The sequence below is a fragment of the Arthrobacter sp. AB6 genome, assembly GCF_031844545.1.
Taxonomy (GTDB): domain Bacteria; phylum Actinomycetota; class Actinomycetes; order Actinomycetales; family Micrococcaceae; genus Arthrobacter.
Map to the genome: position 1 here is coordinate 43,049 of NZ_JAUZVL010000012.1, position 17,300 is coordinate 60,348.

At 65.0% G+C, this 17,300-nt stretch carries 12 protein-coding genes; 6 read left to right on the plus strand and 6 right to left on the minus strand.

Translation table 11 applies throughout. The features are described 5' to 3' along the window. Nucleotide 1: 1 nt before the first annotated feature. Together Q9R30_RS11260 and Q9R30_RS11265 are read left to right on the plus strand one after the other, a co-directional pair. Nucleotides 2-3,142 (plus strand): efflux RND transporter permease subunit, encoded by a 3,141-nt coding sequence (locus Q9R30_RS11260; RefSeq protein ID WP_311217637.1) that lies wholly within the window; start codon nt 2-4, stop codon nt 3,140-3,142. Nucleotides 3,143-3,173: 31 nt separating this feature from the next. After that, the gene (locus tag Q9R30_RS11265) at nt 3,174-4,070 is read left to right on the plus strand and encodes a hypothetical protein (RefSeq protein WP_104998031.1); all 897 of its coding nucleotides are present in this window, start codon (nt 3,174-3,176) and stop codon (nt 4,068-4,070) included. Nucleotides 4,071-4,173: 103 nt separating this feature from the next. On the opposite strand, the gene glpK is transcribed toward Q9R30_RS11265, so the two are convergent. The 3 genes from glpK to Q9R30_RS11280 form a co-directional block, all read right to left on the minus strand. Then, nucleotides 4,174-5,688, minus strand: coding sequence for a glycerol kinase GlpK (glpK, locus tag Q9R30_RS11270; protein ID WP_311217638.1), 1,515 nt, complete (start codon nt 5,686-5,688; stop codon nt 4,174-4,176). Nucleotides 5,689-5,737: 49 nt separating this feature from the next. Further along, nucleotides 5,738-6,487, minus strand: coding sequence for an MIP/aquaporin family protein (locus tag Q9R30_RS11275; RefSeq protein WP_104998033.1), 750 nt, complete (start codon nt 6,485-6,487; stop codon nt 5,738-5,740). Between the two features lie 90 nt (nt 6,488-6,577). After that, complete coding sequence (locus tag Q9R30_RS11280) at nt 6,578-8,443, minus strand: glycerol-3-phosphate dehydrogenase/oxidase (protein WP_311217639.1); 1,866 nt, start codon at nt 8,441-8,443, stop codon at nt 6,578-6,580. Between the two features lie 86 nt (nt 8,444-8,529). On the opposite strand from Q9R30_RS11280, the gene Q9R30_RS11285 reads away from it, so the two are divergent. Genes Q9R30_RS11285 through Q9R30_RS11300 form a run of 4 tightly spaced genes read left to right on the plus strand, consistent with a single transcriptional unit; the run spans nt 8,530 to nt 12,400 of the window. Further along, complete coding sequence (locus tag Q9R30_RS11285; protein WP_234005377.1) at nt 8,530-9,504, plus strand: sugar-binding domain-containing protein; 975 nt, start codon at nt 8,530-8,532, stop codon at nt 9,502-9,504. A 10-nt stretch (nt 9,505-9,514) separates the two neighbouring features. Next, nucleotides 9,515-10,384, plus strand: a complete 870-nt coding sequence (locus tag Q9R30_RS11290; protein ID WP_311217640.1) for an aldo/keto reductase — start codon at nt 9,515-9,517, stop codon at nt 10,382-10,384. Nucleotides 10,385-10,394: 10 nt separating this feature from the next. Then, nucleotides 10,395-11,321: an alpha/beta hydrolase gene (locus Q9R30_RS11295; RefSeq protein WP_311217641.1), complete on the plus strand. Its 927-nt coding sequence runs from the start codon at nt 10,395-10,397 to the stop codon at nt 11,319-11,321. Continuing rightward, on the plus strand, nt 11,318-12,400 hold the full coding sequence (locus Q9R30_RS11300) for a glycosyltransferase family 1 protein (RefSeq protein WP_104998037.1): 1,083 nt from the start codon (nt 11,318-11,320) through the stop codon (nt 12,398-12,400). Before Q9R30_RS11295 ends, Q9R30_RS11300 begins: the two co-directional genes overlap by 4 nt. A gap of 11 nt (nt 12,401-12,411) precedes the next feature. Here the strand turns inward: Q9R30_RS11300 and Q9R30_RS11305 are convergent, their stop codons facing one another. The 3 genes from Q9R30_RS11305 to coaBC form a co-directional block, all read right to left on the minus strand. Then, nucleotides 12,412-14,475, minus strand: coding sequence for a primosomal protein N' (locus Q9R30_RS11305; protein WP_311217670.1), 2,064 nt, complete (start codon nt 14,473-14,475; stop codon nt 12,412-12,414). A gap of 230 nt (nt 14,476-14,705) precedes the next feature. Further along, nucleotides 14,706-15,941: a methionine adenosyltransferase gene (gene metK / locus Q9R30_RS11310; RefSeq protein ID WP_104998039.1), complete on the minus strand. Its 1,236-nt coding sequence runs from the start codon at nt 15,939-15,941 to the stop codon at nt 14,706-14,708. An 86-nt stretch (nt 15,942-16,027) separates the two neighbouring features. Beyond that, nucleotides 16,028-17,269, minus strand: a complete 1,242-nt coding sequence (gene coaBC / locus Q9R30_RS11315) for a bifunctional phosphopantothenoylcysteine decarboxylase/phosphopantothenate--cysteine ligase CoaBC (RefSeq protein ID WP_104998040.1) — start codon at nt 17,267-17,269, stop codon at nt 16,028-16,030. Between the last annotated feature and the right edge of the window lie 31 nt (nt 17,270-17,300).

A 17,300-nucleotide genomic window follows, 5' to 3' on the forward strand; every position in this document is an offset into this window, starting at 1 on the left:
CATGCGCCGGATCGTAGCGGCCAGCCTGAGGTTTAGATCGATCGTCATAGCGTTGGCGGCGGCTCTGATGATGGTTGGCGGGGCGCAGCTCAGCAGCGCATCGGTGGACGTATTCCCCGAATTCGCGCCGCCCAAAGTCGAGGTCCAGACAGCCTGCCTGGGACTGACAGCCGCTGAGGTGGAGGAGCTGGTGTCAGTTCCCCTGGAAGAGGCGTTCAACGGCATTGACGGCCTCGATCACATGCGGTCCAAGTCGGTACCCCAACTCTCATCCATTGTGATGGAGTTCAAGAACGACATGGATCTGCTCACCGCCCGCCAGCTGGTGTCCGAGCGGATGGCGACAGTTATTCCGACCCTGCCCACGTGGGCAGCGCCGCCGGTGATGCTGCAGCCGCTGTCTTCCACCAGCCGGGTGATGAAGATCGGGTTGTCCTCCGACACCAGGTCCCTGATCGAGATGTCGATGATCTCCTACTGGAACATCCGGGCCCATCTGCTCCGCGTCCCGGGAGTGGCGAATGTGGCAATCTGGGGCGAACGCCTCCAGATGCTCCAGGTCCAGGCTGATCCGGCCAGGTTGGCAGCACACAAGGTCAGCCTTGAATCCGTCATGACCACCACGGCCAACGCCCTCGACGCCGGCCTGCTGCAATATTCCCCAGGCGCCGTGATCGGCACCGGCGGATCGCTCGACACACCCAATCAGTCAATCGGAATCACCCATACACAGCCCATCACGTCACCCGCGGAGCTTGCGCAAGTGACACTCGAAGATCGGGAGGGACTGCCCCCGCTCCGGCTGAGTGACGTGGCAAACGTGGTGGAGGACCATCAACAGTTGATTGGGGACGCCGTCATCAACGGCGGCCCGGGGTTGATGCTGATCGTGGAGAAGCTGCCGTGGGGCAACACCCTCGAAGTCACGCGAGGGGTGGAAGAGGCAATGAAGCAGCTCGAACCCGGCCTGACGGGAATCGCTGTGGACACGGCCATCTTCAGGCCGGCGACATTTATCGAGGAATCGCTCGGCAATCTCGGCGTAGCCCTCCTTCTCGGATGCCTGTTGGTCATTCTCGTGCTGAGTGTCTTCCTGTTCCAGTGGCGGACGGCTTTGGTCAGCGTGCTGGCCATCCCCTTGTCATTGATGGCTGCAGCCCTCGTGTTGTATTGGACCGGCGGGACAATCAACACAATGGTGTTGGCGGGGTTGGTGATCGCCGTCGGTGTGGTGGTGGACGACGCCATCATCGACGTCGAGAATATCGTCAGGCGCCTGCGGCACCACCGGGCAACCGGCGGCACCGAAAGCACCGCGAGGGTGGTGGTCAATGCATCCCTGGAAGTCCGCGGACCTATTGTTTACGCCACGCTGATCATTGTGGCGGCCACGGTCCCGATTTTCTTCCTGGACGGGCTGACGGGCGCGTTCTTCCGGCCGCTGGCCACCTCCTACACCCTCGCGGTCATGGCGTCCATGGTCGTGGCGCTCACAGTGACGCCGGCGATGGCATACATCTTCCTCCGAAACGCCAAGCTGGAGGACAAGGATCCGCCTGTTGTCAGGGTCCTGAAGCGCTGGTATGCCAATGCGCTGCGTCCCATCGTCCGACGCCCCGTTCCAGGGTATGTCTCCCTTGGCGTCCTGGGTGTGGTCGGTATCGTGGCGGCACCGCTGCTGGGCCAGTCGTTGCTCCCCTCCTTTAAGGAGCGTGATTTCCTGATGCACTGGCTCACGCAGCCCGGCACGTCCAACGCGGAGGAGGTCCGTGTCAGCGAACTGGCCTGCAGGGAACTCATGACCATCCAAGGCGTGAACAACTGCGGGGCCCACACGGGGCAGGCGTTCAACGCTGATGAGGTGGTGGGCGTCTACTTCGGTGAGAACTGGATCAGCGTTGACCCCGGGGTGGACTATGACAAGACCCTTGCAAAGGTTCAGGAAGTCGTGGACGGCTACCCCGGAATCGTCCGGGATGTCCAGACCTACCTGAAGGAACGCATCCGCGAGGTTTTGACTGGTACTGGTTACGCTGTGGTGGTCCGCGTCTACGGCGACGACCTTGCTACCCTCCGCCAGGAAGCTGACAAGATCAAGGAAATACTGGGGGGCATCGATGGCGCCATCGGCGCGAAGGTTGCCCTTCAGGCCAACATCCCGCAGATCGATGTGGAAGTGAACCTGGAAGCGGCGAACCGCCACGGGCTGAAGCCGGGCGACGTGCGCCGGGCGGCTGCCACCATGGTGGCCGGCGAAGAAGTCGGCGACATCTACCGGGACGGCAAGGCCTACGACGTCCAGGTGTGGAGCCCCCCGGAGGTCCGGACGAGCGTTACGAGCATAGAGAACCTCATACTCGATACGCCCTCCGGGCAAAAGATCAGGCTGGCCGACGTGGCCGCAGTTTCGGTGAAGCCCACGCCCAACGTCATCGAGCGCTCAGAAGGGTCCAGGCGCATCGACGTCAGTGCCAACGTCAAGGAAGGAGACCTGGCGAGGGTAGTGGAGAAGCTCCAGTCTGAGATGGGTTCGGTTCAGTTCCCTGTCGGCTACAGCGCGGTTGTCCTTGGCGAGTATGCCGAGCGGCAGGCAGCATCCCAACGATTGCTCTTCTACTCGTTTGGCGCTGTCATCGTTGTCTACCTTCTCCTGCAAGCAGCCTTCAAGAGCTGGCGGCTGGCAACCCTGGCCATCCTGACCCTGCCGGTGGCGCTCGTGGGCGGAATTATCGCAGCCCATCTTAGCGGTGGAATCCTGTCCCTGGGTTCCCTGGTTGGCTTCCTCACGCTCATGGGGATCGCGGCCCGCAACGGCATCCTGCTCATCAACCACTGCCAGCACCTCGAACAGTTCGAGGGCGTCCCCTTCGGCCCGGAACTGGTGCTTCGCGGGGCTGCCGAGAGGCTGTCGCCGATCCTGATGACGACGCTGGCCACTGCGCTGGCCCTGGTGCCGCTTGTGGTGATGGGCAACATCCCTGGCCACGAGATCGAGCATCCCATGGCAGTGGTGATTCTGGGCGGGCTGGTCACGTCGACGTTGGTCAACCTGTTCATCGTCCCCTCGCTGTACCTGCGTTTCGCCAAGGGCGGCCGCGGCCGGCGCAGCACCCCCGAACTGCAGCCGGCCCCTGCGGCGTAGTCCTTTTTCAACGAGCATGAAAGGCACTGAGATGACGCTCCTAGCACGCCGCCTCGCGGCATGCGGGTCTGTGCTGCTGCTGGCCTTCGGATCGCTGACGGCTATGTCGGCACCGACGGCGGCCGCGCCGGCGTCCGAGGAACTCTGCGGCCCCGGTTCCGCGATCAATTTCGATCGATCGGCCTTCCCGGAATATCCGCGGATCGACAACAAGTGGTTCCCGCTGAAGCCGGGCATGCAGTTCACCACGGTGGGCACCGTGACTTCGGCCGACGGCGTCCACGAACACAAGGTGGTCCACACAGTCACCGGACTGACGAAGGTGATCGACGGCGTCACAACGCGCGTGCTGTGGGACCGCGACTACTCTGACGGCGAACTGGTCGAATCCGAACTGGCCTTCTTCGCCCAGACCCGCGGCGGGGATGTGTGGCTGTTTGGCGAATACCCGGAGGAGTACGAAAACGGCGAGTTCGTAGGTGCCCCAAGCACCTTCATCAGCGGATTGGCCAAGGCCCAGGCCGGCATCGCCATGCAGGCTAAGCCCAAGACCGGCACGGCCTCTTACGTCCAGGCATACGCACCCAAGGTTGATTTCCTCGACTGCGGGACAGTGTTCAAGAAAAACCAGAAAGTCTGCGTCCCCACCGGGTGCTACGACGACGTCCTGGTGATCGACGAATACAACCCCCTGGAACCGCCTGAGGCCGGACACCAGCGGAAGTTCTACTCAGCCGGAACCGGGCTGATTAAGGTCACTGCCGTTGGAGGCCCGGACCAGGAATTCATGGATCTGGTGAAAGTGCGGAAGCTGAACGCCGAGCAGTTCGCGGGCGTCAACGCGCAGGCGCTGGAACTGGACGAACGGGGCTATACGGTCAGCCGGAGCGTCTATGCCAAGACGCCTCGCGCTGAACTCGACGACTGAGGCACCGCAAGTTCCCGGCCGGTGCCTGAAGCCCGGCACAAGGAAGGAGGGCGGCACCCGTGCCGCCCTCCTTCTACGTTGTCCGGTCCCGGGCAGGGGCGCCCTATCGCACGTCCTCGTCCACCCAGTCCATGGATTTGGTAACGGCCTTCTTCCACAGGCGCAACTGGCGGTCCTGCTCGGCCTGGTCCAGCTGCGGTTCCCAACGCTTGTCCTCGGACCAGTTGGCGGAGCACTCCCCCAGGTCCTTCCAGAAGCCGACGGCAAGGCCGGCCGCGTAGGCGGCACCCAGCGCGGTTGTCTCCACTACCTTTGGCCGGATGACGGGGACGCCCAGGATGTCCGCCTGGAACTGCATCAGCGCATCGTTGGCCACCATGCCGCCGTCGACCTTCAACTCGGTCAACGGAACCCCGGAGTCCGCGTTCACTGCGTCCAGGACCTCCCGCGTCTGGAAGGCGGTGGCCTCCAGCGCGGCCCGGGCGATGTGGTTCCTGTTGACGAACCTGGTCAGTCCCACGATGGCGCCGCGGGCATCGGACCGCCAGTACGGTGCGAAGAGGCCGGAGAAGGCCGGGACGATATACACGCCGCCGTTGTCCTTCACGGACGCTGCCAGGGTTTCCACCTCGGGTGCGCTGCTGATCATGCCCAGGTTGTCACGCAGCCACTGGATGAGCGAGCCGGTGACGGCGATCGAACCCTCCAGGGCGTAGTGCGGCGCAGCGTCACCGAGTTTGTAGCCGACCGTGGTCAGCAGCCCGTTCTTGGAGTGGACAATCTCCTCGCCGGTGTTGAAGATCAGGAAGCAGCCCGTGCCGTACGTGTTCTTGGCCTCGCCTGCCTCGAAGGCCGCCTGGCCGAACGTGGCGGCCTGCTGGTCACCGAGGATTCCGGCGACGGGAACCTCCCGCAGGAGCTGGGAGGTGTGCACGGTGCCGTACACCTCCGAGGACGACTTGATCTCCGGCATCATGGTCCGGGGAACACCGAAGATGCCGAGGATCTCCTCATCCCACTGCAGGGTTTCCAGGTCCATGAACAGCGTGCGGGAGGCGTTGGTGACGTCAGTGACGTGGACCCCGCCGTCCACTCCGCCGGTCAGGTTCCACAGGACCCACGAGTCGGTGTTGCCAAAGACCAGGTGGCCGGCTTCAGCCCTTGCCCTTGCGCCGTCAACGTTGTCCAGGATCCACTTGATCTTTGTTCCGGAGAAGTACGTGGCCAGCGGGAGCCCGACTTTTTGCTTGAAGCGGTCCGGCCCGCCATCCTTGGCCAGCCCGTCCACGATGTCCTGGGTGCGGGTATCCTGCCAGACGATGGCGTTGTACACGGCCTCGCCGGTTGTCTTGTCCCACACCACCGCAGTTTCACGCTGGTTGGTGATGCCGACGGCGGCGATATCGTGCCGCGTCAGGTTCGCCTTCGACAGCGCGGAGGCGATGACCTCCCTGGTGTTGTTCCAGATCTCGGCGGGGTTGTGCTCTACCCAGCCGGCCTGCGGGAAAATCTGTTCGTGTTCCATCTGCCCGGAGGATACGATGCTCCCGCTGTGGTCGAAGACAATGGCACGGGTGCTGGTGGTTCCCTGGTCGATGGCGATTACGTACTGGTTCATGGTTGACGTCCTTGTCTGTAATGGAGTTGAGCTGTGGTCGGGTAGCGGGTCAGGAGGCGGCGGTGACGATGATGGGGGCAATCCTGGCGACGATGCCGCCCAGGGCGCCGCCAACCAGCGGGCCTACCACCGGAATCCAGGAATAGCCCCAGTCACTCGAGCCCTTGCCTTTGATGGGAAGCAGGGCATGGGCAATGCGTGGACCGAGGTCGCGGGCAGGGTTGATGGCGTAACCGGTGGGGCCGCCCAGGGAGACGCCGATGCCGACGACGAGGAGCGCGACGGCCAGCGGGCCCAGGCCGGAGGGAGTCCCGCCGAAGGTCAGGATGACGAACACCAGCACGAAGGTGCCGATGATCTCGGTCACCAGGTTCCAGGAAGTGGAGCGGATGGCCGGACCGGTGGAGAAGACGGCGAGCTTGCTGGCGACCTCTTCTTCGGCGTCAAAGTGCTGCTTGTAGGCGAGCCAGCAGACGACGGCTCCGAGGAAGGCGCCGAGCATTTCGCCGCCGAAGTACGTCAGGGTGGAGGCGAAATCCACCGGTACGTCCGGCGCGTATTCAGCCTTTCCATTGATGAGCAGGCCCAAGGTCACGGCAGGATTCAGGTGCGCCCCGGACTTTGCGGCCACGTAGACACCCGCGAAGACAGCGACGCCCCATCCCCAGGTGACCATCAGGAACCCTCCGCTGTTGCCCTTTGTCCCCCTCAGGGCGACGTTGGCGACGACGCCGCAACCCAGCAGGGTCAGCATCGCCGTTCCGAATACTTCGGAAAGGAAAACTATTCCAAGAGACATCTTTGACTCCTTATTTTCTAATGAAGGTCCCTCGCGGGTTGAGGGACCGTGGGGCCGGGGCGGGTTGCCGCCCCGGCCGGCAGCCGGGTCCTAGGCGACCAGGCTGTGGGTTTCTACGCGGTGAGACCGCTCCAGAATGTCTTGGGCGTGCTTGATCTCTGCCGCACGGGCTGCGGCATTCCACCCCAATGGCGCCGACAGCACCTCTGCCACCTCGTTGAGCAGCTCGCCCGTCACCAGGCCCCGGAACGCCAGCGAGGTCCGGCGAATGAGGACGTCCACCAGGTGTCCCACCTGCTCGTGTGCCGCCATGAACTCAAGTTCACGGACGCTCAGTTCGCGGGTGGAGCGCAGAAGCCTGTCAGGTCCGGCGTCGAGGTACTCCATCACAGCTCCAGCACGGGTCCCGTACCTGGTCAGGAGCAGCGCCGTACGGTCGGCGTCACGGCCGGCGGCCATATGCGCCTTGATCCATTTCTGGACCCCTGCCTCATCGGCAGGGAACCCGGCGCCACCGCCGATAGCCAACTGCGCGGTGGAGACTTTACGTTCCATCCCGATCTCGCCCAGGACGTCGTTGGTCATGTGTTCGGCGAGGGCACGGAAGGTTGTCCATTTGCCGCCTACCAGGCTCAAAACCACGGCGCCCTTTCCATTCCCGTCCTGTCCCGTTTCGCGGCGCTCGATGCGGTAGTCGCGCGAAACGAAGCCGGGCTGGGTGGCATCGTGGCGTGGCAGCGGCCGCACTCCGGAGAAGGTGTAGACGATCTGCTCACGGGTGACGGCGATGTCCGGGAACACGTGGCCTATCAGGTCGAAGAAATACTCGATTTCTTCGTCTGTGCAGATGGCGTCCTCCGACATGTCCGCATCCACATCCGTGGTACCCACCAGGACGCGGTCACCCATGGGGTAGATCAGGACGATCCGCCCGTCCGTGTGCTCGAAGAAGATTTCCCTGCCGCGGCAGGCTTCAAGGAGCGCAGGGTGGTCCAGGACGATGTGGGAGCCCTTGGTGCCGCCCATGAACGTGGATGCAGCGCCCATTGCCGCGTTGGTGAGGTCCACCCAGGCGCCCGTGGTGTTCACAATGACGTCTGCAGTGAAGTCGAACTCCTCCCCCGTCAGTTCGTCCCGCAGCCGCACGGTGCTCCCCCGGCCGGTGCCCGGATTGGGCTGTCCGGTGACGGACTGCAGCGAGACGTAGTTGCTGGCACGGGCGGTGCTGCCTTGCCCGTTGCCTTCACCTGTTGCCGCCCGCCCGGCCTTCTCCCCGTCCTGGAGTACGTCAAGCGTGAGCCGCTCCGGGTTGTGCACGGAAGCGTCGAAGTACGTCGCCGTGTATTTCACGTCGGGCCGGAGGCTCGGCAGCTCGGCAAGGGCTCGCTGGCGGCTACGGAACTGGTGCCGCGGGACGGCGCCGCCATCCCGGGAAAAGGAGTCGTACAGGCTCAGGCCGAGCTTGATGAGGAAGGCACCCCGCTCCTTCGGTTTGCCGTGCTGCTTGTGCGTCAGGAAGCGAAGCGGTGCCGCCAGGACACCGGAGAAGGTGCTAAAGATTGGGATGGTGGTCTGCAGCGGTTTAACGTAATGCGGGGCGATGCGAAGCAACCGGTTGCGTTCCACCACCGATTCCCGGACCAGGCGGAACTCGCCGTTTTCCAGGTAGCGGATGCCGCCATGGATCATGTGGGAGGAGGCGCCGCTGGCCCCCTGGCAGTAGTCGCCGCGTTCCACGAGGGCGACGTCCACGCCCTGCAGCGCGAGGTCGCGGAAAGTTCCCACGCCGTTGATGCCGCCCCCCACCACCAGGACCTTGGCGTGTGGACGGCGCCTGAGGTGGTGCACTGAAGTGCGCTCAACTCCTGGCTTCGGCGCTGAAGCAATAGGTAGGACGTTAAAATCCTTGGGTCCCAAAACAACTCCCTTGGGGCTTTGTGTGGCGCGGCATCGCATGTTTGAGCCGCCGTTTCATGACTATTCTTTGAAGTAATGGAAAATGGAGTCAAGCACTATGCACAAACGTGCAGATGGGAGTACTGATGGCCACCTCGCGCCACTCTGACGCACTGCGGGCTGCACAAATGTATTACCTGCAGGACCTCACCATGGACGCCATAGCCCGGGAGCTGGGGACGTCGCGCTCCACGGTCTCCCGCCTCTTGTCCTCGGCCCGCGAATCCGGCCTGGTGCAGATCCAGATCCGCAATCCCCTGGATACGGGCCCAGAACTGGAGGGTAGGATCCGCCGCCGGTACGGCGTGGATGTCCACGTGGTTCCGGTCCTGGAGATACTCAACGAGGCGGAAACACTGGACCGGGTGGCAATGCAGGCAGCACGAACCATCGGACCGCTGGTGGATTCAAATGCGATCATCGGAGTGGCCTGGGGATCCACCCTGAGCGCCGTCAGCCGCCACCTCACGCGCAAGATCACCCATGACAGCGTCATCGTGCAATTGAACGGCGCCGGCAACATGCACACCACGGGCATCACGTATGCCAGCGACATCATGCGGCGGTTCGGAAGCGCCTACGGGGCCAGGGTTGAACAGTTTCCGGTGCCGGCCTTCTTTGACCACGCAGCCACCAAAATTGCCATGTGGAATGAACGCAGCGTGCAACGGATCCTCGAACTCCAGGCGAAGATGAGCATCGCGATTTTCGGCGTGGGCTCCGTGGACGCCGACTATCCCAGCCACGTCTATGCCGGCGGATACCTGGACGAGGCGGACCTCAACACCTTGGCAACTTCGGATGTTGTGGGAGACGTAGCGACCGTTTTCTTCCGTAGCGACGGCTCCTCCGACGGGATCGTCCTCAACGAACGGTCCACCGGACCCGCACTCTCGCAGTTGCGGCAAGTCCGACGGAGGATCTGTGTAGTGTCCGGCGCTTCCAAGATCAACGGGCTCCGCGGTGCCCTGGCGGCGGGCCTGGCCACGGACCTGATCCTCGACGAGGCCACCGCGCGCCGCCTGGTGGATTTTGAAGGCCTCGCCGCCGCTGGTGGGTAGAGTCGTGGCTATGAGAACTTCACCGCGGCTCAGCCTGAACAACGGCGTGCTGATCCACCAACTCGGATACGGACTCTACAAGGTCCCGGCCGCCGACGCGGAAGGCCTCGTCGCCACTGCGCTCGCAGCCGGATACCGCCACTTCGACACGGCGGCGATGTACGGGAACGAAACCGGAGTGGCCCGGGGCATCAGCTCCCAACTGGGCGGTGACGCGGGCAGCGGCGGCTCGGGCGAGCTGTTCCCGGCTCTGTCCCGGCAAGACATTTTCGTCACCACGAAGGTGTGGAACAGCGACCACGGCTACGACGCCACGCTGCGAGCCTTTGATGAGTCCATGGTCAATCTCGGGCTTGACTACGTGGACATGTACCTCATCCACTGGCCTTGTGCCGCCCGCGGCCTGTTTCCGGACACGTACCGTGCACTGGAAACCCTTTACCGGGAAGGAAAAGTCCGTGCCATCGGCGTCAGCAATTTCCAGCCCGCCCACCTTGACCGGCTGCTGCAGACAGCGGAAGTGGTCCCTGCCGTCAACCAGATAGAACTGCATCCGTGGCTGCAGCAGGAAGAACTCCGGACACTGCATGATGGACTGGGTATCCGGACCGAAGCGTGGAGCCCCCTGGGGCGCGGCCAGGTCCTCGCCGACCCCGTTGTCCACGCCTGCGCCTCCGAACATGGCAGAACCCCCGCCCAGGTGATCCTCCGTTGGCATATCCAGCTGGGAAATATTGCCATCCCCAAGGCAAGCTCGGAGGGGCGGATCCGGGAAAACCTGGACATCTTCGACTTCGAGCTCTCCGCCCGGGACATGGCGGCGCTCGCCGGGCTGGACCGGGGTTACCGGACCGGTTCCCACCCGGACACCGTTACCTGAGGCAGGAGACATGACTACAGCCCAGCCCGGGTCCGCTGCGCCCGCCTACTTCAGCGCCGACCTGGCCGCACGCACGTCCGCCTCCACCCTGGAGCTCGACGGCGGCAAGGTTGCCTATTGGACCTACGAACCGCTGCTGGCCAGCCCGGAAACACGCACCATCCTGGTCATCCATGGCTTCCGCGGAGACCATCACGGACTGCTGCGGGTTGCAGACCAGCTTCCCGAGATGCGGATCATCATGCCGGACCTGCCCGCATTTGGTGATTCCGCGGCGTTCCGGTCCGGCGGGCATTCCGTGGAGCGCTACGGCCTGTTCATTACGGAATTCATGGCAGCACTGGGCCTGGGCCCGGACACGGTCCTGCTGGGCCACTCGTTCGGCTCCATCATTGCGGCGCACTTCGTAGCCGATCACCCCGGAGCCGTGGACCCGCTGATCCTGATCAACCCCATCGCGGCACCGGCGCTGGCGGGGCCAAAGGGTGTGATGACCAGGCTGGCCGTCCTGTACTACCGCCTTTCGGCCCGCCTCCCCCGGCCGGCGGGACTGGCCCTGCTGCGGAATCCGCTGATTGTCCGGGTGATGAGTGAAACCATGGCCAAGACCGGCGATAAGGACCTCCGCCGTTTCATCCACGGCCAGCACCACGCCTACTTCAGCGCTTTCGCCAGCCGGGAGAGCCTCCTCGAATCGTTCACGGCGTCAGTCAGCAGCCATGTGGCGGAAGTAGCCGGCCGGCTGACCCTGCCAGTGCTGCTGATCGCGGGGGAAAAGGACGAGATCGCCGTCCTGGCCGACCAACACCGCCTGGCTGCGCTGCTGCCGAACGGAGAGCTCCAGGTGATTCCCGGCGTCGGGCATTTGATCCACTATGAAACACCTGGACCGGCAGCCACTTTCATCCGCAGCTTCCTTAAGGACCATCCCGCGTGAAGATTGTCATTGACGCACGATATACCCGGACAGACCACCACGACGGCATCAGCCGCTACGGCGCCAGCCTGATCGCCGCCACGGCCAAAATCGCCGACGTATCCATGCTGGTCTCCGACGTCCGGCAACTAGCCCTTCTCCCCGACGTTCCCTACACCCTCATCGGCAGCCCGCTCTCGCCGTCGGAACTGTTTGTTGCGCGAACCATCAACAAGCTCGGCGCCGACGTGGTGGTGTGCCCCATGCAGACGATGGGAACGTGGGGCCGCAAGTACGGACTGGTCCTGACCCTCCATGACCTCATCTACTATGAACACCCGGCCCCGCCAGGCTTCCTCCCCGCGCCGGTGCGGCTGCTGTGGCGGCTGTACCACAAGGCATTCTGGCCGCAGCGGCTTCTCCTCAACCGCGCCGACACCGTGGCCACGATCAGCAAAACCACTGCAGCGCTGATCGCAAAGTACCGGCTGACGCGCCGTCCGGTGCGGATCATCAGCAACGCCCCCCAGCCGGGCCAGGATCACATGCCCCCGCGCGCTGAGGCCGGGGCCGAACGCTCACTCGTCTACATGGGGTCCTTCATGCCCTACAAGAATGTGGAAACCATGGTGGCGGGGATGGCCTCACTTCCCGGCTACACGCTTCACCTGCTCAGCCGGATTACCCCCGAGCGCCGCGCCGAACTGGAGAAGCTCGTCCCGCCCGGAGCCCGGGTGGTGTTCCACAACGGCGTCAGCGACGAGGAATACCACGCGCTCCTTCGCACCGCCTCGGCGCTGGTAAGCCTGTCCAGGGCTGAAGGCTACGGGCTCCCCTTGGTGGAAGCGATGTCCCTGGGCACCCCCGTGATTGCCAGCGACATCCCTATTTTCCGGGAAGTTGGCGGAGACGCCGCGCTGTATGTTGATCCTGCATCCCCGGAGCAGTTTGCCGCCGCGGTGCACACCCTCCAGGACAACGTCCGCTGGCAGGACATATCACGGCGTTCCGCAAGCCGTGCCCGTGAGTTCAGCTGGGATGAATCGGCGCGCCAACTGGTGGATGTCGCACACGAAATCATGGTGCGGCGCCGGCGCTAGCGAACTGCCTGCTAGAGCACGTCAACGCCGTCCAGCCGGAGCTGGAAAGGTTCAGCGGATCGCTTCGCCGCTGCAGCCGCCCGGGCGACCCGCAGCACGCGGGTCACGGTGGCTGCCTGGCCATACGGGAAAAAGAGCAGGGTGCGCACATCCTCCACCGAGCGGCGGGAGGAGGGCGGCCCGTGGAGCACCACGGGTGCCGGCCCGGCGGTCCGAAGGGCGATTCCCGCGGAGCCAAGCTCCGCCACCACGGCGGCTGTGTACTGCTCGACGGCGGCCCTCGGCCCTGTAGCCGACGCGATGCGGACCGCCGGGGGAAGCTGCAGCTCCGACCGCAGGGAGAGTTCCCTGTGCGCATATCCGGCAGGATCCCAGCGAAGCAGGGCGCCGACTGCCGCCGTGTCCGCGGCCGTGACCACCACCACGCCGCCGTCCTGGGCAGGTCGGACCAGTACAGCGGCGTTGAACCACCGCCGGACAGTGTCCTCGCCGGCCCGCAAAGTTTCGCGCCGCAGCAAGGAATCGCCGTCCAGCAGCAACGCAGCAGCGTATCCGCCCGGGGCCACCGGTTCGGCTCCCACAGTCGCGACCACCAGTGCCTTGCCCGGACCGACTGCCGCTTTTACATGGTCGCCGGAAGATGTAATGACGGTTTTCCCCGGGAAGGCGCGGCCGAGTTCCTCGGCGGTCCTGATGGCCCCGGTGGCTCCCTTGCGCAGCCGCCGGCCTCCGCAGTGCCCGCAATGCCAGTCCGGCGCTGGCGTGGAGCACCACCGGCACTGGGGCATGGCTGAAGTACCGCTGGCGCCCGCAACCGCCAACGGTCCCTGGCAGGTGCCGCAGCGCGCCGGCTCACGGCAGGTTTCACAGGCCAAGGACGGCGCATAACCCGCCCGGGCAACCTGGACAAGGACCGGTCCGCGTTCCAGCCCTTCCTTGGCTGCACGCCAGGCAGCGCCCGGAAGGCGGGCGATCCTCGCAAGCGGGTCCCGCTCCTGTTCAAAGCTGTCCGCCGTATTCACCACCCGCGGAACCGTCCGCCGAACCTCGGGGCGGTCCGCCTCTACGGCCAGCGCCCAGCCTGCTTCCACCAGCCGCTGGCTTTCGGTGCTGCGGGCATGCCCTGCAAGGAGGCAGGCGGTGCCTTCCTGCTCAGCGCGCAGGAGCAGGACCTCGCGGGCGTGCGCGTAAGGGGCGCGTTGCTCGATGTGGAGGTCGTCGCCGTCGTCCCAACAGGCCACCAGGCCCAGGTCCTTGACGGGCGCAAAGGCTGCTGACCTGGTACCGATGGCCACCCGCGCGGTCCCGGCCAAAAGATTCAGGAAGCTCCGGTACCGCGGGGTGGGACCGTCGTCGGCCGTCAACCGTGCTACCGCGTTCTCCGGCACCAGGGTCCGTAAGGCATCCTCAAGCCGGTCGAGGTCGCGGTAGTCCGGGACCACCACCACAGCGCCCCGGCCCGCGGCGTAGGCAGCGGCGACCGCCTCCGCCAGCAGGTCCGGCCACCCCCCTGCACCAAATCCCTTAAGCGGGTTCAGCACCGCACGGGGGGAGCCGCCGCCGGCAAGGTGGCGCAGGAACGGCAGTCCGTTGCGGTAGGAGGCCCAGGCACTCGCCGCAAACCGGTCCGTCCCGGACCCGGAAGGCTGATCCGAACCCGCGGCAGCTCCTGCGGTATCAACCGGCTGCGCAGCATCAACCGGGTCCGCGGCACCATTTTGCTCGGTGGCAGCGAACTCCTTTTCCAGCCGGGCCACGCGGGGCGGGACAGCGACGCGAAGGACGTCGCTGACTGTTCCCGCGTAGCGCGCCGCCACTGATGTGGCGAGTTCCCTGACAGCGGGCGTGAGGACAGGCACCGGGGAGACGATTTTCGCCAGCGGCACCAGGGTGTGTCCGGCGTCGGACTCCGCCACGCGCTCCATGATGAACCCGTTAAGGTCCTGGCCGTTGAATTTGACCTTGACCCGGACCCCCGGCTTGGCGGATTCGTCGAGGGCCTCCGGAACCCCATAGTCGAAAAGCCTGTCCAGGTGCGGAAGGGAGGATTCCACCAGCACCTTGGCCACGGGCATGTTCTTTGACAGCTGCGGTCCTGACGGCCGGGGCGCGGAAGGAAACCCCTGCAGGAGGGTAGGCTGCACGCCACCCGGGACGTCCAGGAAAGGCTTGAGGGTCCTGTCAGTAGCGATGGCAGTTACCTCCGTTCAGCTCCCGGGTGGACATGACCAGCCAACCACACGGCAGCGACATTCCGCCGAAGGCATGGTGCCCAGGCAAAAGGCCCGGGGCGTCCCACCGGGGCTTAGGCGTTGAAAAACGCCTTCAAATCATCAACTCGGTCCAGCCGCTCCCAGGTAAAGTCCGGCTCGTCGCGGCCAAAATGGCCGTGTGCCGCCGTCTTGGCATAGATGGGGCGCTTCAGGTCCAGAGCATCGATGATGGCGCGGGGGCGCAGGTCGAAAATCTCCGCGATGGCGGCACTGATCCGGGCAGGATCAACGGTTTCGGTACCGAAGGTTTCCACGTAGGTGCCAACCGGACGGGCCTGGCCAATGGCGTACGCAATCTGGATCTCGGCGCGTTTGGCGAGTCCTGCCGCCACCACGTTCTTGGCAACCCACCGCATGGCGTAGGCAGCCGAACGGTCCACCTTGGACGGGTCCTTGCCGGAGAAGGCGCCGCCGCCGTGCCGGGCCATGCCGCCATACGTGTCAACGATGATCTTGCGGCCGGTGAGGCCGGCGTCGCCCACGGGTCCGCCAATGACGAACTCACCGGCCGGGTTGAGGATATTGCGCACCCGGGACAGGTCCAGGTTGGCGCCTGCGAGGACCGGTTCGATGACGATCGACGCGAGGTCGGCCCGGAGCTGGTTCAGGCTTGCACCTTCGGCGTGCTGGCTTGAGATAACCACGGTTTCCACCGAGACCGGAACGTCTTTGTCGTATCCGACAGTCACCTGGGTCTTGCCGTCCGGACGCAGGTAGGCCAACTGGCCCGACTTGCGCACTTCGGTGAGGCGCTCGGACAACCGGTGTGCCAGCCAGATGGGCAGGGGCATGTAGGAGGGGGTTTCGTCGCTGGCGTAGCCGAACATGAGGCCCTGGTCGCCGGCGCCCTGAAGGTCGTAATCGTCTTCCTGGCGCCCTTCACGGGCCTCCAGCGAGTTGAACACGCCGCCGGCGATGTCGTTGGACTGCTGGCCGATGGACACGGACACGCCGCAGCGGGCGCCGTCGAATCCGTTGGCCGAGGAGTCATAGCCGATGCCCAGGATGGTTTCGCGCACGATCTGGGGAATCTCCACGTAGGCATCGGTGGTGACTTCGCCAGCAACGTGGACCAGGCCTGTGGTGGCCATCGTCTCCACCGCCACCCGGGATTCGGGGTCGGCGGCCAGCAGTGCGTCCAGGATGGCGTCACTGATCTGGTCGCAGATCTTGTCCGGGTGTCCCTCGGTAACCGACTCGGAAGTGAAGAGCCTGAGCGCGGGAGGCATGGCCCCGGAAGTCTGGGGAAGGTGCAGCGGTAAAGTCACTCAACTACCTTACTGGTTGGAATACGCCCGCCCCGCAGGAGACGCCGGGAGATGTCTCCGTGCTAAGCGAACGTGGGCTGAAACACTCAGGCGCGGGGCGAAACGGCATTCAGTTCAAAGGCTATCCGGCTGATGATGGCCGCCGATACCTCGGTCTTGGTTCCGGACGCCTCCTGTGGTTCGGAGCCGGAGCGGGCCAGGATGACAACCGAATTGGTGTCCTGGCCAAACACTTTGTCCGTCCCCACATGGTTGACCACCAGCAGGTCGCAGCCCTTGCGCTGCAGCTTCGCTTCGGCGTGCGCCAGGACATCGCCGTCGCTGTCTCCGGTTTCCGCGGCGAAGCCGACAATCAGCTGGTGTCCCTCCCCCCGGGCGGTGCTGTTGCGCAGTTCCACGAGCTCCTGCAGGATGTCCGGGTTGCGGACCAGCGCGATGACCGGATCGGCATGGCCGTCACGCTTCTTGATCTTGGTGTCCGAGACCTCCGCGGGGCGGAAGTCCGCCACTGCCGCGGACATGATAACGACGTCGGAAACAGCTGCCGCTGCCAGCGCCGCCTCCCGCAATTGCAGGGCGGTCTCCACCTGGACAACCTCGACGCCTGCCGGCGGCGGGACTTCCATATGGGCTGCGAGCAGCCGGACGGTTGCTCCTGCATTCCGGGCGGCTACGGCCAGGGCGACGCCCTGCTTGCCCGAGGACCTGTTGCCGAGGAACCGCACCGGGTCCAGCGGCTCACGGGTGCCGCCCGCGCTGATGGTGACGGTGCGGCCGGCCAGCGGGAGCTGGAAGTCCTGCTGGCCCTCCACCAGTGCCATGGCTGCGGCAAAGATGGCTTCCGGCTCGGGGAGCCGGCCGGGGCCTGAATCGGCGCCCGTGAGCCGTCCGGTGGCCGGCTCCAGGACCGCGGCCCCGCGCCCGCGGAGGGTTTCGACGTTGGCGCGGGTTGCCGCGTGCTGCCACATTTCGGTGTGCATTGCGGGGGCGAACAGCACCGGTCCGTGAGCCATCAGCAGTGTGTTGGTCAGGAGGTCTCCGGCCTGTCCGGTGGCAGCCTTCGCCAGGAGGTCTGCCGTGGCCGGAGCGACGACCACGAGGTCCGCCTCGTGGCCGAGGCGCACGTGGTTGACCTGGTGGACGTCGTCGAAGACGCTGTTGCTGACCGGATTCCCGGACAGTGCCTCCCAGGTGGCGGTGCCCACAAACCGTGTGGATGCCTCCGTGGGAATCACGGTCACGTTGTGCCCGGCTTCAGTAAAAAGCCGGAGGAGCGACGCCACCTTGTAGGCGGCAATCCCTCCCCCGACTCCGAGGACTATGCGCACGTGACCTCCGTCAACAGCACGTCAGGCGGCA